The 26,092-nt window shown below is 66.1% G+C and carries 20 protein-coding genes; 9 read left to right on the forward strand and 11 right to left on the reverse strand.

What is annotated here, in order from left to right; translation table 11 throughout:
* Positions 1–60: 60 nt before the first annotated feature.
* From NM2_RS01730 to NM2_RS01745, 4 genes are all read right to left on the reverse strand, one after another.
* Complete coding sequence (locus NM2_RS01730; RefSeq protein WP_067662845.1) at positions 61–1,365, reverse strand: acyl-CoA dehydrogenase family protein; 1,305 nt, start codon at positions 1,363–1,365, stop codon at positions 61–63.
* 51 nt (positions 1,366–1,416) lie between these two features.
* The gene (locus tag NM2_RS01735) at positions 1,417–2,460 is read right to left on the reverse strand and encodes a phosphotransferase family protein (RefSeq protein ID WP_067662847.1); all 1,044 of its coding nucleotides are present in this window, start codon (positions 2,458–2,460) and stop codon (positions 1,417–1,419) included.
* A 190-nt stretch (positions 2,461–2,650) separates the two neighbouring features.
* Positions 2,651–3,082 (reverse strand): Zn-ribbon domain-containing OB-fold protein, encoded by a 432-nt coding sequence (locus tag NM2_RS01740; RefSeq protein ID WP_040831025.1) that lies wholly within the window; start codon positions 3,080–3,082, stop codon positions 2,651–2,653.
* Positions 3,079–4,272, reverse strand: coding sequence for a thiolase C-terminal domain-containing protein (locus NM2_RS01745; RefSeq protein WP_040831024.1), 1,194 nt, complete (start codon positions 4,270–4,272; stop codon positions 3,079–3,081). Before NM2_RS01745 ends, NM2_RS01740 begins: the two co-directional genes overlap by 4 nt.
* Before the next feature lie 303 nt (positions 4,273–4,575).
* Here NM2_RS01745 and NM2_RS01750 point away from each other — a divergent pair, with 303 nt between their 5' ends.
* From NM2_RS01750 to NM2_RS01765, 4 genes are all read left to right on the forward strand, one after another.
* Positions 4,576–7,068 (forward strand): CaiB/BaiF CoA transferase family protein, encoded by a 2,493-nt coding sequence (locus NM2_RS01750; RefSeq protein ID WP_067662849.1) that lies wholly within the window; start codon positions 4,576–4,578, stop codon positions 7,066–7,068.
* A gap of 93 nt (positions 7,069–7,161) precedes the next feature.
* Complete coding sequence (locus tag NM2_RS01755; protein ID WP_157120833.1) at positions 7,162–7,665, forward strand: hypothetical protein; 504 nt, start codon at positions 7,162–7,164, stop codon at positions 7,663–7,665.
* Positions 7,662–8,396, forward strand: a complete 735-nt coding sequence (locus tag NM2_RS01760) for a hypothetical protein (protein ID WP_067662855.1) — start codon at positions 7,662–7,664, stop codon at positions 8,394–8,396. Before NM2_RS01755 ends, NM2_RS01760 begins: the two co-directional genes overlap by 4 nt.
* 216 nt (positions 8,397–8,612) lie before the next feature.
* Positions 8,613–9,407, forward strand: a complete 795-nt coding sequence (locus tag NM2_RS01765; protein WP_067662858.1) for a FadR/GntR family transcriptional regulator — start codon at positions 8,613–8,615, stop codon at positions 9,405–9,407.
* Positions 9,408–9,468: 61 nt separating this feature from the next.
* Here the strand turns inward: NM2_RS01765 and NM2_RS01770 are convergent, their stop codons facing one another.
* Both NM2_RS01770 and NM2_RS01775 read right to left on the reverse strand, forming a co-directional pair.
* Positions 9,469–10,050: a nuclear transport factor 2 family protein gene (locus tag NM2_RS01770; RefSeq protein WP_040831021.1), complete on the reverse strand. Its 582-nt coding sequence runs from the start codon at positions 10,048–10,050 to the stop codon at positions 9,469–9,471.
* Positions 10,051–10,180: 130 nt separating this feature from the next.
* Entirely contained in the window at positions 10,181–11,596 is a 1,416-nt protein-coding gene (locus tag NM2_RS01775) for an amidohydrolase family protein (RefSeq protein ID WP_067662859.1), read from the reverse strand.
* A 133-nt stretch (positions 11,597–11,729) separates the two neighbouring features.
* Here NM2_RS01775 and NM2_RS01780 point away from each other — a divergent pair, with 133 nt between their 5' ends.
* Positions 11,730–12,371, forward strand: coding sequence for a TetR/AcrR family transcriptional regulator (locus NM2_RS01780; protein WP_174435114.1), 642 nt, complete (start codon positions 11,730–11,732; stop codon positions 12,369–12,371).
* Positions 12,372–12,754: 383 nt separating this feature from the next.
* On the opposite strand, the gene NM2_RS01785 is transcribed toward NM2_RS01780, so the two are convergent.
* The 5 genes from NM2_RS01785 to NM2_RS01805 all read right to left on the reverse strand — a co-directional run bounded on the left by NM2_RS01785 (position 12,755) and on the right by NM2_RS01805 (position 19,897).
* A complete protein-coding gene (locus NM2_RS01785) occupies positions 12,755–14,026 on the reverse strand; it encodes an FAS1-like dehydratase domain-containing protein (RefSeq protein WP_040831019.1) in 1,272 nt (423 codons plus the stop codon).
* Between the two features lie 241 nt (positions 14,027–14,267).
* Entirely contained in the window at positions 14,268–15,764 is a 1,497-nt protein-coding gene (locus NM2_RS01790) for a class I adenylate-forming enzyme family protein (RefSeq protein ID WP_067662866.1), read from the reverse strand.
* A gap of 39 nt (positions 15,765–15,803) precedes the next feature.
* Positions 15,804–16,112, reverse strand: a complete 309-nt coding sequence (locus tag NM2_RS01795; protein ID WP_040831124.1) for a hypothetical protein — start codon at positions 16,110–16,112, stop codon at positions 15,804–15,806.
* Between the two features lie 388 nt (positions 16,113–16,500).
* Complete coding sequence (locus NM2_RS01800) at positions 16,501–17,421, reverse strand: LysR family transcriptional regulator (RefSeq protein ID WP_067662868.1); 921 nt, start codon at positions 17,419–17,421, stop codon at positions 16,501–16,503.
* An 82-nt stretch (positions 17,422–17,503) separates the two neighbouring features.
* Entirely contained in the window at positions 17,504–19,897 is a 2,394-nt protein-coding gene (locus NM2_RS01805; protein ID WP_281182371.1) for a CaiB/BaiF CoA-transferase family protein, read from the reverse strand.
* 290 nt (positions 19,898–20,187) lie between these two features.
* Between NM2_RS01805 and NM2_RS01810 the strand changes: the two genes are divergently transcribed.
* The 4 genes from NM2_RS01810 (at position 20,188) to NM2_RS01825 (ending at position 26,086) form a co-directional block, all read left to right on the forward strand.
* The gene (locus NM2_RS01810; protein ID WP_067662875.1) at positions 20,188–21,423 is read left to right on the forward strand and encodes an acyl-CoA dehydrogenase family protein; all 1,236 of its coding nucleotides are present in this window, start codon (positions 20,188–20,190) and stop codon (positions 21,421–21,423) included.
* A gap of 10 nt (positions 21,424–21,433) precedes the next feature.
* Complete coding sequence (locus NM2_RS01815) at positions 21,434–22,549, forward strand: acyl-CoA dehydrogenase family protein (RefSeq protein WP_067662877.1); 1,116 nt, start codon at positions 21,434–21,436, stop codon at positions 22,547–22,549.
* 86 nt (positions 22,550–22,635) lie between these two features.
* Positions 22,636–25,008: an acetyl-CoA acetyltransferase gene (locus tag NM2_RS01820; protein ID WP_067662879.1), complete on the forward strand. Its 2,373-nt coding sequence runs from the start codon at positions 22,636–22,638 to the stop codon at positions 25,006–25,008.
* Positions 25,009–25,327: 319 nt separating this feature from the next.
* Positions 25,328–26,086, forward strand: coding sequence for an SDR family NAD(P)-dependent oxidoreductase (locus NM2_RS01825; RefSeq protein ID WP_067662881.1), 759 nt, complete (start codon positions 25,328–25,330; stop codon positions 26,084–26,086).
* Positions 26,087–26,092 lie beyond the last annotated feature (6 nt).

Genomic DNA, 26,092 nt, shown 5'->3' on the forward strand with positions numbered 1-26,092 from the left:
GCCAGGACTTGGCGATATCGGTGAGGAACGGGCCCGCGGAGATGGTGTTGACCCGGACTGTCATACGAGTCCGTACTCCTTCAGAATGCCGGCGTACCGTGCGCGGGCAGCGTCGCGTCGGGTCGGAATGTGTTCGGAGGGAAACAGTCCCGCGGCCGGCTTGTAGCCCTTGAGCACCTGTTTGGCGACAGTCGCCTTGTGCACCTCGGTCGGCCCGTCGGCCAGTGCCAGCGAGGGCACGCTGGTCCACCACTCGTAGAGCGGCAACTCGGTGGTGACACCGAGTGAGCCGTGGATCTGCACGGCCCGGCCGATGATGTCGCCGAAGATCTTCGCCATCGCCACCTTGCACATCGCGATATTGGCGCGTGCCGCGCCGTGCGGCTCGTTGTCGATGATCCACGCAGTCTGCATCACCAGCAGCCGGAACTGGGCCAATTCGATCCACGAATCCGCGATGAACTGCTGCACCATCTGCTTGTCCGCCAGCAGTTCGCCTTGGGTGCGCCGGGAAAGCACCCGCTCGGCCATCATGTCGAATGCCCGTCGACATTTGCCGACCGTGCGCATCGCGTGATGCACCCGGCCGCCGCCGAGGCGCGCCTGCGCCACTTCGAATCCCTGGCCGGGGCCCCCGAGGATCGCATCGGCCGGGACCCGCACATCGTTGTAGCGGATGTAGCCGTGCGTGCCTTCGTCGAGTTCCTCCCGGTCGGGCATCACCGTCACGTTGCGAATGATCTCGATTCCCTGCGTCTCGGCGGGTACGACGAACATCGACATCCGGCGATATGGCGAGGCGTCGGGGTCGGTGACGGCCATGACGATGAAGAAGGCCGCGTAGCGCGCATTGGAGGTGAACCACTTCTCCCCGTTGATGACCCACTCGTCCCCGTCACGGCGTGCGGCGCACACGAACTCCTTCGGGTCCGCGCCGGCCTGCGGCTCGGTCATCGAGAAGCAGGACACGATGTCGCCGTCCAGCAGCGGCTGCAGATACCGCGACTTTTGTTCCGCGGTACCGAACATGGCCAGGATCTCGGCGTTTCCGGTGTCGGGTGCCGCGGTGCCGAACACCGTTGGCGCCCACATGGATCGGCCGATGATCTCGTTCATCAGCGCGAGTTTCAGCTGCCCGTAGCCTTGGCCGCCGAGGTCGGGGCCGAGGTGGCACGCCCACAGGCCCTGCTCGCGCACTCGATCCTGCAGCGGCTTGACGATCGCGCGGGCCGCCGCGTTCTCGGTGTTGTACGGCTGGCCGATATGCGGGAAGAGCAGGTCCAGCGGCTCACACTCCTCGCGCACGAACGTATCCATCCAATCCAGCTTCGCCTGGAAATCGGGCTCGGTCCGGAAATCCCACATATGCTCTGTTCCTTTGTCTCAGAAGGTAATCGGCTGTTTCGACAGCGGTCGTCATTGCCCGATCAAGGCCATCGCCTCGTCGAGCATGCCCGGCAGCCCGGGCTCCATCCGCTGGAACGCCGGGGGCATGGCGCCCGCCTTGCGAGCCCGTTTGATCAGCAGCGCTGTGGCTGCCGCCTCCTTGTACCGGGTCAGCGCGTCGAACCACACCAGGTCTGTCACCGGCCGTCCCCACGCCTGCTCGTATTCCCGGACTACCTCGGCGATGGTCGGCGTACCGCACGGTTGTGTGCTCGGCGCGGCGGGATGGCCCGACTCGTCGGTGAAGTAGGTCAGCCAGCTCAGGTCCACCCGTGGATCACCGACCGACCAGATCTCCCAATCGATGATCGCGGTGACCTCGTCGCCTTCGCACAGGGTGTTGCCCAATCGGTAGTCGCCGTGGTTGACCACCGGCCCGGCCTGCGTCGGCATGGTCTCGCGTAATGCCCGCCCGCAGGCGCGGAAGTCGCCCCGCAGGTCCTCCGGCACTGTCTCGAAAGCCCTTGTCCACCGGTCGATCTCGGCATCGAGACCGACAACGGGTTCGTCGCCGAGACCGATACTCGCCGGCTCCAGGCGGTGCAGGTGACCGAGCATTCGCGCGGCGTCGAGGTAGCGGGCCCGGATCCGGGGCGCCGCCCCGGCATCACGCGCATCCTCGAGCAGCGGCTCCACGCATTCGCCCGCCACCAGATCCATGGCCACGAACGGCGGGATCTGCGGCGGCTGCCCTTCGTCGTCGAACAGCACCGGAGGCACCCGGACGCCGGGCGCCTGCGCCAGCGCGGCCATCACCCGACCTTGCCGCAGCACGTCCCGGTTGCGCACCGGCGCCAGCCCGGCGGGCGCGACCTTGAGCACCACCGGCGTGGCCGCCCCGGACGAGATGAGGTCGGCGACGAAGGTCAGGCTCGACGAACCACCTGTCAATTGCCGCACACCGGATACCGCCGAGCCGGCTCCGGTCCGAGCTGCCGCGGCGGTGGCGCGATCCGCAAGCCGATCGGCGTAAGTCTGGCCGTCGAGGTGAGTGGCCGTATCGGACTGTTGCACTGGGATGCCCTTTCGAATCGGACCTGGACGATCGAGCACGCCCGGCGGATCACATTCAGAATAGTGTTCTCAGAACAGAATTCTGCATTCGTTGCTCGGTGTCAACCCCGAAAACGCCGCAACGCGGGCCCGGAAAACCGTGACCCGCGTTGCGGCACTTGATATTCGGCGTCTCAGACCGACAGGATCCTCACCCCTGGACCGGACGGAACACCGGCAACTGCCAGCCGTCGGAAATGGGCGAGAACGTCACCTCGACCTCCATCCCGATCTCGACCTCACTCGGATCGACGTCGACGACATTGGTCACCAACCGGGCATCGCCGGCGCCGTCGAGCGAGATCACCGCTCCGACGAGAGTGATATCGGGGATTCCAGGGAAGCCGTGGATGACGGCGTAGCTGTAGACGCTGCCGCGACCCGACAGTTCTTTCCAGTTCTTCTCGGTGGACTGACATTCCGGACAGAACGGAGTCGGCGGCATCCGGAAGTGTCCGCACGAACCGCATTGCAGCGCAACGAGTTTGCCCTCCTTGGCGTACTGCCAGAACGGCTCGGTATCGCTGTTCGTGGTGATGTGGACCGCCTCGGCGGGCAGCGTGGTCGCGCGCACGTCGCTCATGCCGCGCTCCCGAGGATCAGGCCGGAGACCGGCAGGGACGCGGGACCGCCTGTGGCGAGCGCGAATTCGGCGTCCTTCACCTGATTGATCGCAGTGCCTCGCATCTGCTCCACCGCCTCCTTGATGTGGGTCATCCCGATGATGTAGGCCTCGGACAACTGGCCGCCGTGGGTATTGACCGGAATCGAGCCGCCCTTGTACCGGATGGCGCCGCTCTCCACGAACTCGCCACCCTCACCCTTACCGCAGAATCCGTAGTCCTCGAGCTGCATGAGCACCATCGGGGTGAAGTGGTCGTAGAGCAGTGCTACATCGATATCCTTGGCCGTCAGCCCCGACTGCGCCCACAGCCGCTCGGCGATCGGCGCGTTGCCCGAGGACGCGAAGTACTCGTCCGGCATTCCATACCAGGCGAACGCGCGGCCCCATTCGCGGCGACCGCCGTGCGCGACCGCGACGACCGGCACCGGCTTCTGTCGCAGATCCTTCGCTCGCTCCGCACTGGTGGTAATGACCGCGACCGCACCCTCGGTCTCGAGGCAGAAGTCGTAGAGGCACAACGGATCCGCGATCATGCGGCCGTTGAAGTACTCCTCCTTGGTCAGTGGCGTCTTCTGAATCGCCTTGGGGCGGTTGAGCGCGTTCTCCCGCGTCGAGATCGCGATCTCGGCGAACGCGTCGCGCCGGGTGCCGTACAGATGCATGTGCCGCCGCGCCAGCACCGACATCAGATGGCCCGGACCCGACAGCCCGGACGGCTGCAGGAAGGAGTTGATCGGATCCGCGGCCGCGGCCGCGAAGACCGAGCCCAGGCGCTGTTTCTGCTGCTGCAGCGTCATCACCGTGACCACCGTGGTGGCATCACCGGCGACGATGGCCGCGCGGGCGAGCCCGATCGAGCCCGCCGCGCCGCCGCCCCCGGAGGTCAGCGAGGCGGTGAAAGTGACCTCGGGAATGCCCAGGGTTTCCATGAAATCGGCGGTGTCCATCTTGTCGCCGTACCCGGCACCAGCACCGGAGTAGTAGGCGAAGCCGTCGATCTCCTTGACCGAGATGCCCGCGTCCTCGCAGGCAGCCAGGATCGCCTTGCCCGCCAACTCCAGATTCGTCTGTGGTGCGGACCCGCCGCGTTTGTAGTACGGAGTCGCCCCCACACCGACGATCGCGACATCTCTCAAACCGTTGGACACATCAACACTCCATTCTGGTTGCCGCCGACCACCGAGCCTGCAGCAAGCGCACCACACGCCTCGGCGTCACAAGCCTGCGGAGCCATCGATCACCTGTATTACAAAGTAATCTATCAGATCGCTAGCCGCCAGGAATCGATCTAAGCTACGCGGTTTCGCGGTTCAGAAATCAAACCTTGTGAACTATGTAAGCTAGCGTTAGCCTGAGATTCAGATCACATCCCACCGGCGCAGCGCTCGGCCTCACAGCCCGCCTCCCCATGCGTCCGATCGGAAATTCACCCCTGATCCGGAGGATCACCAGTGACTGTTGAGCCATCCCGTAACGACACCCCTGCCGACGCCGGGCCCCTCGATCGCCTGACGGTGATCGATCTGTCGACCACCCTGCCCGGCGCACAGGCCACGATGTTCCTGGCCGATGCCGGCGCGGAAGTGATCTTCGTAGAGCCCCCCTCGGGCAGTCGGCTGCGTGCGCTGCCGGGGTGGCCCGCGCTCGGGCGTGGCAAGCAGAGCATCACCCTCGACCTGCACGAGACCGCGGACGCCGAGACACTGCGCGGCCTGCTGCGCACGGCCGACGTGCTGGTCACCACCATGCGTCCCGCATCCGCCGCCCGGCTCGGACTCGGCCCCGCCGCACTGGCCGGACTGAATCCCCGGCTGGTCAGCGCCGCGATCACCGGCTGGGGCTCGACCGGACCGTTCAAAGACATGAAGGGCTATGAGGCCCTGGTAATGGCAAAGCTCGGCATCATGTACGGCAAACGCCAGACCACGACCCGCCCCGGTCCGTCGTTCGTGCCCACTCCGTTCGCCTCCTGGGGCGCCTCGCAGACCGCGCTGCACGGCATCCTGGCCGCACTGCTCGAACGCGAGGACAGCGGGATCGGCCAGCACGTCGAGGCCGATCTGGTCCGCGGCATCGCGACGATGGATACCTGGCAGTGGTTCTCGGAGCTGGTGGTGAACCGGTGGCCCGACGCCTTCGTCCCGGTATCCGCGTTCGACGACGAGGGCAACCCCAACGGGCATCTGATCTACCCGTTGCTCATCACGCCCACCAAGGACGGACACTTCATCCAGTTCGCGCAGACCGAGCCGCGCCTGTTCCTCGCGCTGATGAAGGAATTGGACCTGACCTGGATGTTCACCGATCCGAAATGGGCCGGCGTCCCGCGACTCGACGACGTCGCGTTGCGGACGGAACTGTGGGAGATCATGCTCGAGCGGGCATCGGCCCGCACACTCGCCGAGTGGCAGCAGGTCTTCGACACCAATCCCGATCTGAGCGCGGAGGTCTTCCGCACCCCGGCCGACGCCCTGCGGCATCCGCAGCTGGTGCACGACGGACGGGTCGTGACGATCACCGATCCCGATCTCGGCGAAGTCACCCAACCCTCCACCCTGGTCCACGTGCACGGCGCCGCCCTGGCGCCGCCACGCCTGGCACCGCGTCCGGGCGCGGACAGCGCAGCACTACGGCAACGGGCCGGGACCGCGGTAGCCGGGCCGAGTGCAGGCCAAACCCCGAGCGCCCCAACTCCATCCGGCAGTGCCCCTGGTGAACTTCCGCTGGCGGGCATCACCATTCTCGAGCTCGGTTCGATGTTCGCCGGTCCCTACGCCGCCACACTGCTCGCCGACCTCGGTGCGCGGGTGGTCAAAGTCGAGCCGCTGACGGGTGACACCATTCGCGGACTGGTGCCCTTCCCGGAAGCCGGCGGCGCAAAAGTGATGCAGGGCAAGGAATCCATCGCCCTGGATATGCACACCCCCGAGGGTCTGGCGATCGTGCACCGATTCGCCAAGCGAGCCGATGTGGTGCTGCAGACCTACCGTGCGGGTGCGGCCGAGCGGGCCGGAGTCGACGCCGCCACGCTCACCGCGCTCAACCCCGATCTCGTCTACTTGTGCGCACCGGGTTACGGGGTGGACGGACCATACGGCGCGAAACCCGCCTACGCGCCCTCGATCGGCGCGGCGACCGGCCTCGGACTCACCGACGTACCGGACGCCACCGCGCGGGTCGGCACCCTGGACGAGGTCAAGGCCGCGGTGATCCGCCTCTATGCCGCGGCCGCCAATCTATCGGTGCAGGCAGACGGCGTCGCGGCGCTCGGGGCCGCCTCGGCCATGCTGCTCGGACTGCTCGCCCGCCGTCGCGGCCGGCCGCTCGGCTCCCTGACCACCACGATGATCGCGACCGGATCCCACGCACTGGTGGACCGCAACGTCGACTATCCGGGACGGGTCGAGGCGCTGTGCCCCGACCACGAGATGTACGGCTACAGCGCCCGTTACCGCCTCTACCGTGCCGAGGACGGCTGGATCTTCCTGGCCGCACCGCTCGAACACGAATGGCCGGTCCTGACCGCGGCGCTCCAACCGTACGTCCGGCTGGCCGAGGACCCGCGTTTCACCACCGAGTACGCCCGGACCGCGAACGACGCCGCCCTCGCCGAGGTACTGGCCGGCGTCTTCGCTTCTCGCGCAAAAGATTTGTGGAAGAAGGAACTCGGCCGAGCCGATATCGGCTGCGTCGCGGTGGCCGAACAGGTGGCGGAGAAGACGCTGCAGCAGGACGAGTACTTCGAGGCCGGCTACACCGTGACCGCGACGCATCCGACATTCGACGTGCATCGCAGGCTCGCCCCGGCCACCACCTTCTCGCGATCCCGAACCAAGGCCGACGGCGGCTGCCTCATCGGCGAGCACACCGACGCCCTACTCGCCGAAATCGGGTACGACGCAGCGGCAATCGCCGATCTGCGGGCCCGCGGGATCGTGGCTTGAACGACCCGGGCGAGAAAAGCCGCTCACCCCCACGTGCGGCAACGCCTACCCGGCGAGTAGCTCGACCCTGTTCACCTTCGGAAAGAAGAATCGATGCGTTACACCACCTGGGCGGCGGCCCTTGTGGCCATTGCCGCCTCCATCTCGGTTGCGGCAGCGGAGCCCGCTGTCGCAGCCGCGGACCAACCGGCAATCAGCACATCGGCCGATCCAACCCCCGTTCCCGCTGCCACCTCGACCGACCCTCGCACCGAATATCTCGAGGCCTTCGATGCGATCGCCGGTGCGTGGGCCGGCACCTCGATAGTCGGCCAGGTCGTGGGCACGGCAGCCGGTATCGCGGTCGGCTGTCCACTCGGCGCGGTGACCGGCGGCTCACTGACGATTCCGGTACCGGTGCTGACCCCGGTGGGCATTATCGGCGGTTGCGTAGTCGGCGGGGCGGCGCTGGGCTTTCTCGGCGCAACGGTCGGCGGAATCGTCACCGGCACACCGAGTTTGGCCAACGCGATGAGCCAGCAGTACAGCTCCCTTCATGCCCGCGGGCTGATCGCGCAGCAGGTGCCATCCGCAGAGTCCACGGAGGAGTCGAAATGAAGCGCAGTACACACAGCGCCGCCGTGACCGCGCTCATCGCCACAGCCGTTGTCGTGGCGGCGGGCGCCGCACACGCCGACACCACCCCGGCGACCACACCGTCACAGGATTGGCTGCATACCGAACTCGCGCCCGGGGTCGTCTTCGCCGACGACGTCGCCACCGGCATCGCGGCCGTACGTACGCCGAGCGGCACAGTCGCGGTGCGGCCCAATGGGTTCGACCTGCGCGATGCGGCGGGGAACACCGTCCTGGGCACACCGATCGACCTACCCGCCACACCCGAAGCCACCACCGTCGAAGCGCCCCCTCCCCGGACATCATCGGACATCGCGAGCCGCCCGAACACGGTTGCGGCGCAGTCGGCGCCCGAGGACCTCATGTCGGATATCAATCAATCGGTTGCCGCGGCAGCGCCGCACATGGGTCTGGCGATGGCGGTCGGCGCACTGGGCGGCTCCGTGATCGGCATAGCGCTCGGTTGCCCGTTCGGAATCGCCACCGGCGGAACCCTGCTGTCCCTGGCCACGCTGGGGACGATGACCATTCCGGCCGTCGTCGCGACCTGCGCGGTGGGTGCTGTGGCCGTGGGTGGACTTGGTGCCAGTCTCGGCGGTGCCGCGGTGGCCATCCCGGTGGGCATCGCGGCCGGCACGCAGAAGTTCGATCAGCTCCAGGGGCAACAAGGTCAGTCGCGCACACCGTCGCCGACCCGGCCGAGCAACAGCTGACGACCAGCGATGTTCCGGATGCCCGTCACACCGATCGCCGGAACATCGCCACTCGACGACTACGCGTAGACCTGCAAAACTTATTAAACCTAGTACGATATATTCTGGCGTTCAAGGAAAACCGTGAATATGCAGCGGCGCATAGGCTACCGGCGAGCATCGGCTCGGCTATCAGGTCGAGCCGGTCGACGATAACGATCCATTGGGAGGAAGCACGTGGCTGACAGGGCCCTGGCACCGATCTTCGATTCGCGCGGCGCGGCCTCACGCGCGATCCGCACGCCCAAGACCGCCCAGCTGGTCGCACACAACCTTCGCCGCATGATCATCGATGGCGAGCTGAAGGACGGTGACCACCTCCCCCACGAGGCCGAACTGATGGAGCACTACTCGGTCAGTCGGCCCACATTGCGCGAGGCCGTGCGCGTCCTGGAATCCGAACGACTCGTCGAGGTGCGCCGCGGCTCGCGCTCCGGCGCCCGCGTCTGCGTGCCCGGTCCCGAGATCGTCGCCCGACCGGCATCGCTGCTGCTCGAACTCTCCGGCGCCACGGTCGCCGACGTCTTCGTCGCGCGCGAGGCCATCGAGCCCGATGCAGCACGCATTCTCGCAACCGAGGGCACCGAGGAAGATTTCGACGAGCTCGAGCGCATCGTCGACGAGGACATCCCCGCCGCCTTCGCCTCCGACAATCTGGCGGCCGGGACCTCGGCCTTCCACCTGCGGATCGTGCAGTTGTCGGGAAACGCGACGCTCGCCATCATCGCCGGCATGCTGCACGAGATCACCGAGCGCCACACCGGTGCGGTGCTGTTCGAGACCCGTGCGGACAAGGAAGGCTACGAGTCCTCCTACAAACTCGAGATCCGTTCGTGCCGCCGCCTGATCAAACTGCTGCGTGCGCGCGATGCCGACGGCGTGTTCGCGCACTGGCAGAAGCACATGGTCAACGCCCGGCTCTCGTTGTTGGAGGGCCGTGAGGACGTTCAGGTTCGCGATATCCTCGACTGATCGCCCCCGGCCCGAGGGCCCGTAATCCGTTGCGGGAGAGCCCTTTCGATCAGCGCGGACCCTAGTGAGATCGCACGCCGACGTCGATGTCGTCGATGCTGGCGAACGGTCTGAAGTCCGCCCTGCCGAACCACGATGGGCGAGCGACGTGTCCTGGTTCGGGGCGTGCCCAGCGCACCCAGTCACCCCAGTCATTGCGGGACAGCTTGTCCTCCAAGGCTTGCGGAAAGCGTCGTTCCGCCTCTGCGTAAGCGCGGGCGAAGCTCTTCATCTCGCCCATGATCCAGATGTCTTCTTCGCGACTCCATTTACCGCCTCCGGCGTAGTCGATGACTTGATAGGAGGGGAAGTCGATCGGCGGCACGCCCGGCTCCGGGTTGTCGGCGCGATTGAGCGCCTGATAAACGACTCGATTTCCGTCGATGACATACCACTTCAGCACGGTATAGACATGAGGCGAGGCGCCCATCGTGCCTTCGATGAACGCCGCAATCTCCGCACGGCCGGTGAATGTTCCGTAGAAATGGTCGAAATACGTTGCGTCCTCTGCGAACAGATCCACCCATGCCGTCCAGTCCTCCAGCACCGGACCCGTCATGAAGTAACGCTTGAACTCTCTTTCGACCTCTGCGTAATCCGTCATGGAACTCCCTCGTAATCGTTGTGACATTCCTGGTAGCAGCATCGAGTCAACGGCCCAGCGATGCCGTGGGTTGCCGAGACCGCCGCTGCCGACGTCGGCGGTCATGTGTGGCCTGGTGGCTGCCGACCGCTCAACCGACCAACCGGAGGTCTTCATCGGCGAGTTCCAGGGTGGCATCGGTATCCACTCGTTCAGCGGGACGCAGGAATCCGCTTCTGCGATGGAAATGCTCGATATGCCCAGCGGGCACATCCTCTCGATCACTCAGCAAGCGACTCGGATCGGGGCCGATCCGTTCGGCGACGGCTCGAATGTGCGCAGCGTCGACCGGGAACGCACGCAGCGCGTTCTCCCCGAGAATCAGTCGTGCCTCGCTCTCTGGAACGCCGTCGAATGCCACCCGGATCCAGTCCCAGGTGTCCGGCCACATCCCTTCCGGGTGCGGATAGTCGATGCCCAGCATCAGCCGTTCGACACCGACGGCCTCGCGGGCCTCCACCTCGGCCTTGTGGATCGACGACGGCGTCGCGAAGCAGTGTCGCGCCCAGTATTCGCTCGGACGCATCTTCAGCGGCGTCGTCCGCTGCTCGTACCAGGAATCCAAGAGCTGCAACGTCGCCGGGACCCAGTCCGAACGGACTTCGGCCAGCACGAAGCGCAACGAGCGGTAGCGGTCGAAGACACCGGCCAGCATCAGCTGCCAGAGCAGCCGCCGCGGACCGAAATCCAGACGGAACGGCGAGGCCGGGGACTCGGCGAATTCTTTCTGCAGCGCCGCCCGCGCCTCCTCGTCGAGATGCTGCTGGGCGGCCAGCATCTGGGTGGCCTCCTGCTCACCCAGGTGCGTGGTGACGAATGCGGAGATGAACTCCTGATAGCGGCCCTGCGGGAACCCCCACCCGGCGTGCACCATCAGGGTCATGTCCAGGTCGGCACATGCCTGCCAGAACGGCTCGTAGTGGTCGCTGAGCAGCGAGGGCAGACTCGGATCCTCAATGATGCCGGGCACCCCTACGCTGACGAAGCCGTGTTCCCGAGCCCATCGCAGTTCGCGGACGGCAGCATCGATGTCGTGACACGGCCCCGGATCGGCCATGCCGTGCAGGCGACCATCGCCCCCGGCCATGAAATCGGCCAGCCAACGGTGGTAGGCATGCACGCCCGCCGTGCGCAGGTCCGCCTCGAACGGTTTGTTGACCACGCTGAACAACGGGAGCGAGGAGAACTGGTGCCCCGGCACCAGCAATTCGCCCGCGACCCCTTCGCGGTTCAGCTGTTCCATGCGAACCGCGATGTCCCAGCCCCCGAAGCGTTCGGGAGCCGCCGGGGACCACAACCGCTCCGAGCCCTCGGGTTTCTGTTCGGCAGGCCGTGAGGTGAAGTCCGGCGCGATCATGCGGCGATACGCGCGTTCCTCCTCGACCAGAAGGTCGGCGACGGTGTCACGAACGTCGCGGGCGAAGTACGGCAGATAGTCCTTCATCCGTTTGGCCCCCGCGTGCCCGTCCGCCGAAAAAATCACGATGTTGCCGGGTGTGTCAGCCACACTGTCTCCTTGCTCCGGACTTGCAGGTGCCAGGCGATACGGTCCAACCAGGCCGATCGGACCCCGGTAGGCCTATGTCGCTACCCTTGTATGGCCGGTGACATACAATCTGCATGTGGAGGATACAAGCTGTATGTACAAGGGTCAATCGGCGGCGAAATCCGAGAAGCGGCCCGTGCGCACGGCCGAGATCGCCGACCGAGCCGAGGCCACCCGCGCCGCACTCATCGCCGCAGCACGCCGGCTGTTTGTCGAAAAGGGTTATCACGCAACAGGAACCGAGGAGATTGTCGCAGCTGCCGGCGTAGGCACCCGCGGCGCGCTGTACCACCACTTTCCCAATAAGCTGGCGCTGTTCAGGGCCGTATTTCTCGCCGTCGCCGAACAGGTGCACAGTCAGGCGCCGCAGCCGGACCAGACCGACGACGCGCTGGCCGATCTCCGAAAAGGCCTGCGCGCCTACCTGAAATCGTCGCTGACCGGCGAGGTCCAGCGCATCCTGCTGGTGGACGGTCCCGCCATCCTCGGCTGGCAGCAGTGGCGCGAGCTTCAGGTCGAGTTCGGGCTCGGGTCGATACGCGCATTGCTCGCACGCGCAGTGGACCAGGGCACGATGACCCCCCAGCCACTCGATGTGCTGGCGCATGTGCTGCTCGCGGCCACCGATGAGGCCGCACAGTTCGTCGCCAACTCCGCCGATCCTCTCCGAGCCCGCGACGAGGCCATCGGTGTGATCGACGGACTACTCGAAGCCCTCGGCCGCCAACGATCTTGAGACTCTGCGGCACCTCGGCACAGGATCGGCCGCCGGCGTGTACAGACCACACGCAGAACAGCGTGCGGAGTTGCCGTTCCGCACCATCGGCGGCGGTCGCGTCCGCCGCCGATGGTGAGCAGGTGGAGAAACCGGGCGAACGCCGGACCGGTCGTAGGCGCGGCGACAGACCTCCAAGTGCGCGCTGGATCTTCGACCGGCAAGTAGGGATCGAAACCGCTCATGGCACGCAAGTCGCTGCGGCAGAAGGGTTTTCGGGCGCATGCATGGATGTGACCGGTCCGACACGGCATGAAGGACCTACGTCGTCGAACCTGCCCGACATATGACGCACTCGCCGGCGGCGCGGTGCGCACCCCGGCGAGCCCGTCCGAGTTCCGAATTCAGCCGCGTTTCGCGGCACGCAGCTCGCCGTGCCGGGCGAGCATCTGCGCCGCGACCACCTCGAGCTCCTTCGGCGGGGTCGGCAAGGCGACCAGTCCGGCCTCGCGACTCGGCAGGGCGATGGTGGCGGTCGCCGGACAGGTGATCTCGCCGCGCTGGCTGGTGCCGCGGAACTCGACATCGACCAGATGGCGATCACCGTCGACCCGCTTGCCGACGACCTCACCGGTGATGGTGTGAGTGTCGCCCTGGTAGTTGAACTTCCGCATCTGGCTCGACATGCTCACCAGCCACGCGTCATCGCCCATCCAGTCGGTGAGGTAGTGCGAGAGCCAGCAGTCGCGCATCATGCCGTAGTCGTAGGCGGCGGGCAGGCCGATCGATCGGGCATAGTCGCTGTCCCAGTGAATGCGTTGTGCGACATCGGGAATGCCCTGCTCGTTCGGGATGTAGAACGGGGCGATGCGCTGCCGATTCTTGTAGGTCAGGCGCGCGGTCGAAGGGGTGTATGGGGCGAAACCGTAACCGCCGGAATGGAAGACGACCATATCGGTGGTCGTCAGCGGCCCCTTGGCCATGGTGCCGAGGCTCTCGCCGACCGAAACATCCTCGTAGTAGCGGGTATTCGCGCCCCGGCGTTGCTCGGCCGCATAGATCTCGTCGATCTTCGCGATATCCTCGGGAGTGTAGGAGGCCGGCTCGATCGCCTGGTACTTGTTGCGCTTCTTCGACTCGTGACGCTCGGTGTGGATCGTGATGACCTTCTGCACCTGTACGACCTCGGCGCGCTGGTTCATCTGGACGTGCGAGCGCGTGACGATCAGCGAACGACCTGCGAACTCGGACTCCTTGAGCTCCACGTCGCTGAAACCCTGGAACGAGTACAGGGTGTCGCCGTCGTACACCGGGCGGTACCAGTCCGTGGTGGTACCCGAGACGAACACGTGGATACCGCGGAACGACGGGCGGCGCTGCTGTTTCGGGACCGGATCCGCACGCAGCTCCCGGGTCAGCGCGATATTGATCATCGGAGGTGCGATCTGCCCGCCCCAGCGGGTGTCGAGGCCGTACTCCTCGTCGACGAACAGCGGGTTGTCGTCGCCGTAGCTGCGCGCGAAATTGCGCATGACGTCGGGCGTTGCGCGAGTGAACTGCTCACGCTGGGTGACCGCGTGATAGATGCCGACAAGATCGTGTGCGCGCTGGATGTCCTCGTCGCGGAAGGTGTACACCTTCGGTGCGTCCTTCTGCGTCTCTTCCGCCGTCGTCATCCGTATTACCTCCGTGGTCGTGAGCCGATGTGGACCCGTGCCGTGGTTCGGCGACAGGGCCCCATACCTGAGGGGCGCAGACCCCACCTTACCTAGAAAGTATACTAAGTGAAAGAGGTTGATGGAGGTTTGTGCATCAGTTAGATATCTAAGTTAGCGATGACAGCAGTGCGTGAGCCCGAAAATACCGATGCCCCTTCCGGAATCCGGAAGGGGCATCGGTATCGACAGGTGTACGCGTTCAGACCACCAGGTCGTCGGCGACGATCCGTTCGAGCACGTGCCGCCGGACCAGCTTGCCGGTCTCCGTGCGCGGCAACTCGTCCCAGTAGACGATCCGCTCGGGTGTCTTACTGCCGCGCAGCACATTTCGCACATAAGCGCGCAGTTCCTCGGGGTCCAGCCGCATTCCAGCGCGCACCACCACCGCCGCCTCGATGCGGTGTCCCCATTCCTCGTCCGGCACACCGACGACGGCGGTATCCAGCACGGCAGGATGCCGCAGGATGACATCCTCGATCTCGGCCGGTGCGATGTTCTCCGCGCCACGGATGATCGTGTCGTCCACCCGTCCGCCGATGTAGAGGTACCCCTCCTCGTCGAGAAATCCCTGATCGCGAGTATTGAAGAAGCCGCTGTCGTCGACCGCGCGACCGATGCCGGCGTACTCGGCGGACACCTGCTCACCGCGGACCCAGATGCTACCGGTGACGCCGGGACCCACCACCACGGCGTTCGCATCCCGGATCTCCAGATCGATGCCGGGGACCGCTCGGCCGACCGACCCCAGCCGAGCACGCACGGCGGGATCGTCGCCGGCCAGCGCGGCGCGATGCTCCTCGGGACCGAGCACCGCGACGGTGGAGCTGGTCTCGGTGAGTCCGTAGGCGTTGACGAATCCGACCTCCGGCCACATCCGCAGCGCCTTCTCGATGACCGAGGTCGGCATCGGCGCACCGCCGTACGCGAGTGCGCGCAGCGACGGCAGCGCCTTGTCCGCGTCGGATTCGACGATCCGCGCGAGCATTGTCGGAACGACCAGCGCGTTGGTGATCTCCTCCTCGCGGGCCAGTTGCAACCACTGCGCGGGAGTGAACCGCTCGAGCACCAGTGTGCGCCGGCCCGAATACAGGCTGGTGATCGCATTCGCCACTGCCGCAATGTGATACGGCGGCACACTGATCAGCGCGGCATCGGTCGGCTCGGCGGAGCCGAACTCGACCGAACCGAATACGTACGAGGTGAGGTTCTCGTGCCGCAGCAGCACACCTTTGGGCGCCGAGGTGGTGCCGCTGGTGTAGATGACGACCGCCGGGGCGCCGGTTTCCCCGGCGTCCGGCGACGCGGTGACGGGCTTGGCGGTCCTGGCCAGCCACTGCTCGGGGGTGAGCACAGTGAGCCCGGCCGCCTGCAATGTCGGCACCTGCGCCTCGTCGGCGATACCGATCGCCCGCGGATGGTTGGCCAGCAGCGACTGGAGCTGCTCCGCCCCGAGACGGTAGTTCACCGGCACCAGCGGAACCCCGGCCCGCGCGGCGGCGAACATGGCGACCGGGAAGGCCGGGCCGTTGACCGCGAGGTAGACCACCGAGTCCGCACCGGATTCGCGGATCGCGGCCGCACCCGCCGCGGACATCTCCGCGAGCCGCACGGCGGTGATACCGCCTTCGCGGCGGCCGATCACCACCCGGTCGCCGAAGCCGTCGACCGCCATATCCAGCAGCATCGTCACATTCATTCGCAACTCCAAGGGTTCACGTACTGATCGAGCCGGTGGTCAGTCCGAGGAAGGAAGCGGTTTGGCCTGCTTGACCTCCAGCGGGCGATCATCCACCGCCAACGAGGCGTCACCGGCCTTGGTGCACAGCACCTCGAGCCCGGCCTCCTCGTCGACGTAGCGCTTGCCGAGCAGGGTGCCGCCGCGATGCGCGGGGGAGATACCGCTGCCGTCGCCGACCCCGGCCCTACCTGCCACCATCTCCGCACCGCCGCAGGTCAAGGCGATGTCCCGGGTGGGTGCGCGCACGACGATGAGCGCGGTCGCATCGGTGGTACTCGCCAGCGCCTGGCCTACCTTCAGAATCACGGTGCCTCCATGTGTGCCTGTTGCCGGACCGGTCCACATCACCGGTGAGTGTTCTCGATACTGCACCGGCCGGTGGCCTCTGTCACATAGTTTAGATAGTACTATAAGTAAGCGATGCGAGGTACATGCAATGTGCCTCGCGTAGTCCCCTCGGGCGAGCGGCATTCACCGCTCGACACGGATGTCCTCCGCACTCCCCGCACACCATCACCGTCGACGAACCCGGGCATGCAGCGCGTCGGCCTCCACCATTCCGTCCGGTTCCAGGACTTCCGCTCCGACGAATGGCACGTCCAGACCGGAACAGCACCCTCTGGTAGCCAGCACCGTGCCGGAGGAATTACTGCGACTGCGAAAGTAGCCGCGCGGTGACATCGGGCCACATCTGTCACTCGGTTTCGAAAAGGGCGGTCAAGTCCTCGATCGCCGACGCCAGCGCTGGGTGCGGCGTTGCCTGGTCACGCAGCCATGCGAGTGCAAGCTGACCTTCGCGCCAACTTCTGTCCTCGATCGGGATCAGCTTGAACTCCGGCGGTGAGAACACCCGCCCCAAGGACGAATCGGGAGCGTAGGCGACCAGAAGCACCAGTCGTTTGCTGCGGACCTGTGCCGCGAGTTCGACCTCACTTCCCCTGCGACCCGGGGCGGCGTGAACGACCTGGGTCACACCGCGCTTGTCGAGCTGGCGAACCAGGGTCGACATTGCGAGCTGGTTGACACTGGCGATGTCTATGGCAACCTGCCGATCACGCAGATCCGCCATGGTCACGGCGTAGCGTGACGCCAACGGATCATCACTGCGTACCGCGATCCCACTCTGGTAGCGGGTGATCACCCGGTAATCGACCCTGGAGTCGGTGCACGGCAGATGGATCAAGCCCAGATCCAAATGACCGGCGACCAGGTGTGCGGCCACCTCTGCCGCGGAACCCGGAATGCTGAACTCCGCCGGTGTAGTCAGCTGACACACCGCGTCTTCGAATGCGTACAACAGATCCGAGGGCGCATACGCCGTCGCGCCCACCCGTAGCGGCTCGACGCGATCTGTGATGCTGTTCGCGGTCGCCTCGAATTCGGCGACCAGATCGAGTATCCGCCGCGCAGGCGTGACGAGGGCAGCGCCCAACGCCGTCAGCCGCACCGCATGGTAGTCGCGTTCGAACAACGGGCCGCCGACTTCGCGTTCCAGAAGCTTGATCTGTTTGCTGAGCGGGGGCGGGGTGATGTGCAACCGATCGGCGGCACGCTTGAAGTGCAGTTCTTCCGCGACCGCCAGAAAATACTTCAGGCGGGTGAAGTCAATATTCATGTGATCGCCCCACGTCGTCGTCGACCCCCGGACGCATGCTATGTGAGGACGCCGAACCACCCATGGCCCAGGTCCGCCACGGCTACCGGACCTCGGGACGAGAAGCGACTTCGAGGACTCCCCGGCTCACGAGGTCATCGATCTGCGCCTCGTCCAAGCCGAGTAGATCCTGCGCGATCCGGTAGGTCTGCTCACCGAGCAGCGGTGCCGGACCGAGCGGCGGCACGGCCACACTCTCGGCGTGAATCTGCACATTCTCCATCACATAGGGCTCTCTCCCGTACGGATGATCCTCCACGCGAAATGTGTTGCGGCCGCGGCAGTATTCCCATTCCGGCAGATCGATCGCGCGCAGCATCGCACCGGCGGGAACCCCGGCGGCCTGCAATGTCGCCATCACGTCGAAAGGGGCATGCTCGGCAGTCCAGTCCGATACCGCCGTCTCGACGCGTTCGCGCTGCGTCATCCGTCCGGCCGCGGTGGACAAGCTCGCATCCGACATCAGATCGGGGCGCTCGATCACCGCGCAGAGCGCCGCCCAATCGGCATCGCCGCGTACCGTGACCGCCACCCATTCGTCGTCGCCCGCGGCGGCGAAAACACCCCACGGGGCATCGTGCACGCCGCCGGTCACGGCGCGGCCGCCCTCGGCAAGTTCTTCCGCGACGATCCGCGAGCCGAAATGGCTCAACATCACCTCCGACTGCGCGATGCTCGCCGACCCGCCACGCACCGTGCGTTCACGGCGGATCAGCAGCGCGAGCGCGGCCATCGCGCCGATTCGAGCGCAGACGTGATCCGGGTACACGGTGATCGCGTCACTGAAACTGCCGGGCTCGCCCGGATACACCCACTGATCGGTGCAGCCGGTGGCGGCCCGGACCAAGGGGCCGTAGCCCAGCCGCTTGGACCATGGACCGGTGGGCCCGAAGGCGGAGCTGTCGACGACCACGATGCCGGGATTGACATCTTCGAGCGAGGCGTAGTCGAGCCCCAGTGAATTCATCACTCCGGGTTTGAAATTCGTCAGCACGACATCCGCAGAGCGGGCGAGTTCCCGGACCAGTCGCTTGCCTTCGGGGTCGCGGAGGTTGATGCCGATGCTGCGCTTGTTGCGGTGACCGGCGGCGAATCCGGGTGTCATACCGGCCGGCCCCTGCGAGCCGCGGGCGCCGTCGATGAAGGCGGAATTCTCGATCTTGATCACGTCCGCGCCGAGATCGCCGAACAGCCGCCCGGTGTCGCCGCCCACCACGATGACACCGAGGTCCAGCACACGAATCCCGTCCAGTGGCAGGTTGTCCCGGGTCCGCGGGCGTGAAGCCAGGATCGCGCTGCTCGGCCGCCCCACTGCGCCGTCGGCCGCGGCGTCGACCCACGCTCGGGCACCATCGATCTCGACCACCCCGGCCGGAATCGGACCGGCCAGACCCGGTGCGACTTCGACCCGGCGCAGGAATCCGCGCGCACGAATCTGCTCGGTTGTCAGCGCTTCGTCCAACGTCAGCACCCCGGCCGTCGGGACCCCGTATCGCTGTCCCTGCTGCTCGAGTTCGGCGCGCGTCTTGTCGGCGAAATGCCGTGCGATGGCGGGCAGCAGAGTCGATGACCGGAATCTGACTATCAGCTTGTCGTACTCCGGGCCGGCGAATTCCTCGGGACGGCCCATCCACTCGAACATGCCCCGCCATTGCCGCGTGGCCAGCACACAGATCCTTGCGAACCCGTCCTTGCAGGGAATGATCGGATATTTGTACCGCTCGTCGGCGCGTCCTCGAGGTAGTGCGCTGAGCGGCACCCCGGCCGACGCGCTGCCGGTCATGCCGTAGGCGGGATCGAGTGCCTGCATCGCGCCGTCGAGGATCGAGAAGTCGATGCGGTCGCCCCGTCCCGTTCGCAGACGGTCGAGGTACACACTCAGAGTCAGGAACGCCGCTTGTGCGGCGGCGACGTCGTAGGGGAGCTCTCCAGGCGGTACGAGCGGGTCGCGCCCCGGAAGGCCGGAACGGGACAGCTCGCTGGTGAGTGCGTGCAGGACAGGCGTAGTGGCCTGCCAGGTGCTGAAGTCGTTGCCGCGGCCGAAATCGCTGACGGACAACAGAACCAGGCCCGGGTGCCCCTTCCGGATCTCTGCGGCATCCAGCGCCGCCTCGGCCGGACTACCGGGCGCGGTGTTCTCGAGGAGAATGTCCGACGCCGTCAGGAGTTCGTCCCAATCCGCTCGCCCGGCACGAGTCGACCGATCGATAACGACCGCCCGGGTACCCCGGGTGGCGATGGCGGTGCCGAGAGGGACACCGTCGACGACCGGGCCGAAGCCTCTGTCATCATCGGTGACGCCTGTCAGGTGCACACGGGTGACCGATGCGCCGAGATCGACGAGATGCCGGCCGACGTTCTGCATCGGACCGGAGATGAGGTCGACGACCCGGACGCCGAGCAGGGGCGGATCGTAGCTGGGGGTGCTGTTACTCAAGGCCAACTTCCTTGTCGGTGCGATTGGCGTTCTCACGCCGCCCATATCTCGGCGTCGTTGCTCAGGACGACGTACGACCGGGCACTGTGAGCCCAATGCTGGCGCGCGCACCCTGCGCTGTACATCACGGATCGGGACACCGACCCATGTGCGGATCGCTCATCTACCGGGACCTGGTGCATGTCCGAACCGCACATCTGGTTGTGAGCAAGCAGATCGTTTACCGCCGTCGCGGGACATGGAAATGTCGGGATCAGACCGCAACGGGGTGACATTTCGGAGAGGGAAACATGACGAGCACGGATGGGCCGCCGGTGACGGCGCCACAGGTGAGCGTTGCCGAGGAAGTACGTTCCTGGCTCGCGGACAACTGGCAGGGTGTGAACGACGCCGCGTGGCGACGTCGAGTGGTCGACGCCGGCTGGGCCGCGCCCACCTGGCCGAAGGATGCCTACGGCCTGGGCCTATCCCGAGCGGATGCGAAAACGATCGCGGCGGAATTCCGTGCGGTGGGCGCGCGCGGAGCGGCCATCGAGAGCCGTGGCTATACCGCGCTCGCTGGAAATACGATCGTCGAATTCGGCTCCCCGGACCTCAAGCGCGACGTGCTGCCCAAATTGCTGTCGGGCGAATGGAGTCGCGGGTGCCTGCTCTACAGCGAACCCGGTAACGGCTCGGACCTGGCAGGATTGCAGACACGGGCAGAACTGGACAACGACGTGTTCGTCGTGAACGGCCAGAAGATCTGGACGACCGGCGGGCACGAAGCCGACTGCGCGCTGCTGCTCGCGCGGACGGACTGGGACAAGCCGAAACATGCCGGGATCAGCTTCTTCATCATCCCCATGGATCTGCCCGGCATCGAGGTCCGCCCGATCAAGCAGATGACCGGGGAGTCGGACTTCAACGAAGTGTTCCTCACCGAGGTCCGTGTTCCGGTGGGTGCGCTCATCGGTGAACTGAACGACGGATGGCGAGTGCTGCAGACCGCGCTCAAGGAGGAACGCCGCACGATGGGCTTCGAGCTCGGTGCGGCGAAACGCGAAAAGGACGGCCGGGCACCGATTTTCACCGGCTCGAACGACCTCATCGCGGCGGCGCGGGAAGCCGGTGAACTCGACGACCAGGCCGTGCGGCAGGAGATCATGCGCATCCATTCGTGGCGTCTGGTGAACGATTGGAACGCGATACGCGCGCGCAAGCAGATCGAGGCAGGCGGCGGTTCCTCACTCGCATCGCTGGGAAAACTCGCGAAATCGCGCATCCTGCACTCGTCCTGGGCATTGCGGTTCCGTTTGCTCGGCGCACGCGGTCTGCTCTACGACCAAGCCGACGAACAAGCCTACGAGGTCGACCACGAGCTGATGTGGTCGTTCATCAACTCGATCGGCGGCGGCACCGATCAGATTCAACGCAACATCATCAGCGAACGGATCCTCGGCCTGCCCAAGGGTTACGAACCAGACCGGGGCGTGCCATTCCGCGACGTCCGCAAGGGCGGCACGACCCGACCGTCCGAGAGCTAGGAGCACGACGATGTTCGGATCATTCACCGAAACCCAGGACCAGTTGCGCGATCTCGTCCGTGACTACCTTCGAGCCAAGTCACCGGAAACCGAGGTCAGGCGCTTGATGGATACCGAGGAAGGGTACGCCCCCGCGGTATGGACCCAGATGGCGCAAGAACTCGGCCTGCAAGGCCTGGCGATCCCGGAGCAATACGGGGGCCAGGGTGCGGGTTGGGTCGAACTGGGCATCGTGCTCGAGGAAATGGGCCGCACGCTGCTGTGCGCGCCGTTCTTCTCCACGGTGGTACTCGCTGCCACTGCCCTGCTCGAGTCGGGTGACGAAGAGGCGAAGCAACAGTACCTACCCGCGATCGCCGACGGTTCCCTGATCGCCACCGTGGCACTGCCGCAAGACCACGGACGCTGGGGCCCGGATGGTGTCACCGTTCGGGCGAACCACTCGCCCGACGGTTGGACCGTGAGTGGCGCAATGCCTTTCGTGCTGGACGGAGCAAATGCGCAGCTGATCATCGTGCCCGCGCGGACCGCGAGCGGCATCTCGTTGTTCGCCGTCGACGCGGAGGCTTCCGGACTGACCCGCGAAACCTCGATCACTCTCGATCAAACGCGGAAGTTCGCGACGGTGGAGCTGGACAGCGCTGCGGCACGCCTGATCGGAGCCGAAGGCGGCGCCCGACACGTATTGGAGCGGGTCTTCGATTTCGCTGCCGTCGCCCTCGCCGCCGAGCAGGCCGGCGGGGCTCAGGCGGTGCTGGACACCTCCGTCGATTATCTGAACTCGCGTGTGCAGTTCGGGCAGGTGATCGGTGCATTCCAGGCACTGAAACACATGGCCGCCGATGTGCTCATCGAGGTCGAGTCGGCCAAGTCGGCGGCGTACTACGCTCTCGAAGCCGCCGCAGCAGACAACGACGAACTTCCCGCCGCGGCCGCATTGGCCCAGGCTTACTGCACCGAGGCATTCGTGACCGCGGCGCACCAGAACATCCAGTTCCATGGCGGTATGGGCTTCACCTGGGAGATGTCGGCTCACCTGTATTTCAAGCGCGCCCGCTCGTCGGAAGTGTTCCTGGGTGATGCCTTCGCACATCGCGAGGCACTGGCTCAGCGCATCGGCATTTAACCAGCAGTGATCAAATCACTACTCACCCACGAGTTCTGGCAGAACTCGACTGCGCCAGGCCGCCTCATTCACGACAGGACCACATCATGACCGACTACGCCGCACTCGACCCTCACACACCTGTCATCGTCGGCGTCGGGCAATCCTCCGAACGCCTCGACGACCCGCAGTACCGTGCCCGTTCCGCAGTCGACCTCGCCGCGGACGCCGCCCGGGCCGCACTGACGGACACCGCTGCGGACATGACCGCGATCAGTGCGGCGATAGACACCGTCGCCGGCGTGCGGCAGTTCGAGATCTCCACTCCGGGTGCTCGCGCACCGCTGGGCAAATCCGACAACTATCCGCGTTCTGTGGCGAACCGAGTGGGCGCGGCACCCCGGCGGGCAATCCTCGAGGTCAGCGGCGGTCAGTCTCCGCAGCACCTGATCACCGAATTGGCCGGCGCGATCGCCGACGGCGATGCCGAGGTCGCACTGATCTTCGGCTCCGAGGCCATCTCGACTACCCGGCACCTGGCCGAATCTCCGGACAAGCCGGATTTCACCGAGACGACCGCCGGGAGTCTCGAGGACCGGGGTTATGGCTTGAAGGGACTGAGCTCCCGGCATCTGGCCGCACACGGACTCACCGGTGCGCCGAGCCAATATGCCTTGTTCGAGAACGCCCGGCGGGCCCGGCTGAAGCAGTCACGCGAGGAGTACGCCTACGCGATGGGCGAACTGTTCGCCCCGTTCACCAAAGTGGCCGCGGCCAACCCGCACGCCGCCGCGCCGGTAGAACGCGATGCGGCCGAACTGTGCACACCGACCGAACGCAATCGCCTGATCGCCGAGCCCTACACCCGATTCCTCGTCGCCCGCGACCAGGTCAACCAGAGTGCCGCCGTAGTGCTGATGTCGATCGGCGCGGCACGGCGACTCGGTGTGCCGCAGAACCGCTGGGTATTCCTGCACGGTCACGCGGACCTGCGCGAACCCGCGCTGATGGACCGCGCGGATCTTTCGTCCGCGCCGACGGCGGTGTGTGCGATCCAGCACGCGCTCGAGGTCGCCGAGATCGGCCTGGACGACATCGCCACCATCGACCTCTACAGCTGCTTTCCCATCGCGGTATTCAATATCTGCGACGGTCTGAACCTGGCACCGGACGACCCCCGCGGCCTCACCGTCACCGGTGGCCTGCCGTTCTTCGGAGGTGCAGGCAACAACTACTCGATGCACGCCGTCGCAGAAACGGTCGCCCGCCTGCGCGCGGAACCGGGTGTGTTCGGCCTCGTCGGCGCCAACGGGGGCACACTCAGCAAGTACTCCGCCGGGATCTACTCCACAACCCCAGCACAGTGGCGTCGCGACCGCAGCGCCGAACTGCAGGCCGAGATCGATGCGTGGGCGGCACCCGCGCAGGCACCGCAGGCTGACGGCTGGGCGACCATCGAGACCTACACGATCAAATACGGCAAGGGGGCGCCGACCGGCGTGGTGATCGGGCGACTCGACGCCGACGACCGCCGGTTCGTCGCCAGAACTCAGACCGGCGACCAGGAGATCCTCGATCACCTCGGCACCGGCGAACCGATCGGCACCCGGGTCTACGTGCGTTCGTTCGGTTTCGGCAATCGCGTGACCACCACACGGACCAGAATGGACGAGCTGTTCCCGGCACGTCCGGCTGTGTTGCGCGACAACTACGACCATGTGCTGGTCCGCCGTAACGGGCACCTGCTGGAGGTGACGATCAACCGCCCGGAGGCGCGCAACAGCCTGCACCCGGCGGCGAACGAAGAACTCGACGAGATCTTCGACGCCTACTTCGCCGACCCCGACCTGTGGGTGGCAATTCTGACCGGCGCCGGCGACAAGGCATTCTCCGCGGGCAACGATCTGGTCTACTCCGCGTCGGGAAAACCGATGTGGGTGCCCAAGAACGGATTCGGCGGACTGACCAGCCGCCGCTCGATGACCAAACCGGTCATCGCCGCCGTCAACGGCTTCGCGATGGGCGGCGGCTGCGAAATCGCGCTGGCCTGCCATCTCGTGGTCGCGGACGAGACCGCGAAGTTCGCGCTATCCGAGGTGAAGGTCGGGCTGGCAGCCGGAGCCGGCGGGCTGGTGCGCCTGCCGCGCACCGTGCCGCCCAAAGTGGCCACCGAGATGATCCTCACCGGCCGGCGCATCGGCGCACACGAGGCACAGTCCTACGGCCTGGTGAACCGCGTGGTCGCTTCCGGCACCGCGTTGGAAGGAGCGCGGGCACTGGCGGAGGAGATCCTCGATGGCAGCCCTACCTCGGTCCGGGTCTCGCTGCAGATCATGACCGAGACCGCCGGCATCGCCGGCACTCTCGACGCCGTCACTCATCCCTCTCCAGCACTCGACGAACTGCTGCTCAGTGAGGACAGCGTAGAAGGCATAACCGCGTTCGCGGCCAAACGCCGCCCGAGCTGGCGCAATCGGTGATCAGACGCCCCGCCCTCGGGCGGGGCATTTTCTACGAGTCGGGGCTGGGCGCAAGGGTTTTGCGGCGGCCTCTGACCGACCGGCCCCACCGCACCGCGGTCTCGGCCTCGATCCGTTCCTGGTGAGCATCATCCAGGTTGTCCGCGCCTCACATCATGCGTGAACGCTGTCGATATTTCACCCGTCCCCAGGCAGCCCTGTCACATAGTTAAGATAGTACTATAAGTAAGCGAAGCAAGACACGCCTCGATGCGTCGTGGGAACGACCCATCGAACAGCTCAACTCGAGCCCGACGCACCCAGTGGACAGGAAGCAAATATGCAGATCAAGGGAAAGAACGCGGTCGTCGTCGGCGGCGCGTCCGGGATGGGCAGGGCCAGCGCGCAGGCTCTTGCGGCGGCCGGCGCGAAGGTCGCGATCCTCGACCGGGAAGCCAGTGACGGCAAGAAGATCGCCGACGAGATCGGCGGCATCTTCCACGCCATCGACATCACCGATTTCGACGGCGCCGAAACCGCACTCGCGGCGGCGATCGCCGAGCTGGGCAGCCTGCACATCGCCGTCAACACCGCGGGCGGCGGCACCGCGAAGAAGACTCTCGGCCGCAGCGGCCCACACGATCTCGAGACGTTCCGTCAGGTCGTCGACCTGAACCTGGTCTCCACGTTCAACCTCAACCGCCTGCAGGCTTCGCATATGAGCAAGAACGAGCCCGAGGACTCCGAGCGCGGCGTCATCATCAACACCTCCTCGATCGCCGCCTTCGAAGGCCAGATCGGTCAGGTCGCCTACACCGCATCGAAGGCGGGCATCGCGGGGATGGCGCTGGTGATGGCCCGAGATCTCGGCCCGCTCGGCATCCGGGTGCTGGCCATCGCGCCAAGCCTGTTCGCCACCGGCGCCACCGCCGCCTTCACCGACGAACAGGTCGCGCCGCTGGTGGAGGACGCCGCCTTCCCGAAGCGGATGGGACGCCCGGAAGAGTACGCGAAGCTCGCGCTCGCCATCGTCGACAATCAGATGCTCAACGGTCAGTGCCTGCGACTGGACGCCGGCCAGCGGTTCGCGCCCCGCTGATCCCAC

Origin of the sequence: Nocardia miyunensis NBRC 108239, from assembly GCF_001613065.1 — a bacterium.
Classification (GTDB): Bacteria; Actinomycetota; Actinomycetes; order Mycobacteriales; family Mycobacteriaceae; genus Nocardia; species Nocardia miyunensis.

Coding starts and splice junctions, on each gene's coding strand:
- NM2_RS01815 (WP_067662877.1), top strand. CDS start 21,434: ATGTTCGGATCATTCACCGAAACCCAGGACCAGTTGCGCGATCTCGTC.
- NM2_RS01825 (WP_067662881.1), top strand. CDS start 25,328: ATGCAGATCAAGGGAAAGAACGCGGTCGTCGTCGGCGGCGCGTCCGGG.
- NM2_RS01820 (WP_067662879.1), top strand. CDS start 22,636: ATGACCGACTACGCCGCACTCGACCCTCACACACCTGTCATCGTCGGC.
- NM2_RS01760 (WP_067662855.1), top strand. CDS start 7,662: ATGAAGCGCAGTACACACAGCGCCGCCGTGACCGCGCTCATCGCCACA.
- NM2_RS01800 (WP_067662868.1), bottom strand. CDS start 17,421: ATGAATATTGACTTCACCCGCCTGAAGTATTTTCTGGCGGTCGCGGAA.
- NM2_RS01780 (WP_174435114.1), top strand. CDS start 11,730: ATGTACAAGGGTCAATCGGCGGCGAAATCCGAGAAGCGGCCCGTGCGC.
- NM2_RS01790 (WP_067662866.1), bottom strand. CDS start 15,764: ATGAATGTGACGATGCTGCTGGATATGGCGGTCGACGGCTTCGGCGAC.
- NM2_RS01730 (WP_067662845.1), bottom strand. CDS start 1,365: ATGTGGGATTTCCGGACCGAGCCCGATTTCCAGGCGAAGCTGGATTGG.
- NM2_RS01770 (WP_040831021.1), bottom strand. CDS start 10,050: ATGACGGATTACGCAGAGGTCGAAAGAGAGTTCAAGCGTTACTTCATG.
- NM2_RS01785 (WP_040831019.1), bottom strand. CDS start 14,026: ATGACGACGGCGGAAGAGACGCAGAAGGACGCACCGAAGGTGTACACC.
- NM2_RS01755 (WP_157120833.1), top strand. CDS start 7,162: ATGCGTTACACCACCTGGGCGGCGGCCCTTGTGGCCATTGCCGCCTCC.
- NM2_RS01740 (WP_040831025.1), bottom strand. CDS start 3,082: ATGAGCGACGTGCGCGCGACCACGCTGCCCGCCGAGGCGGTCCACATC.
- NM2_RS01810 (WP_067662875.1), top strand. CDS start 20,188: ATGACGAGCACGGATGGGCCGCCGGTGACGGCGCCACAGGTGAGCGTT.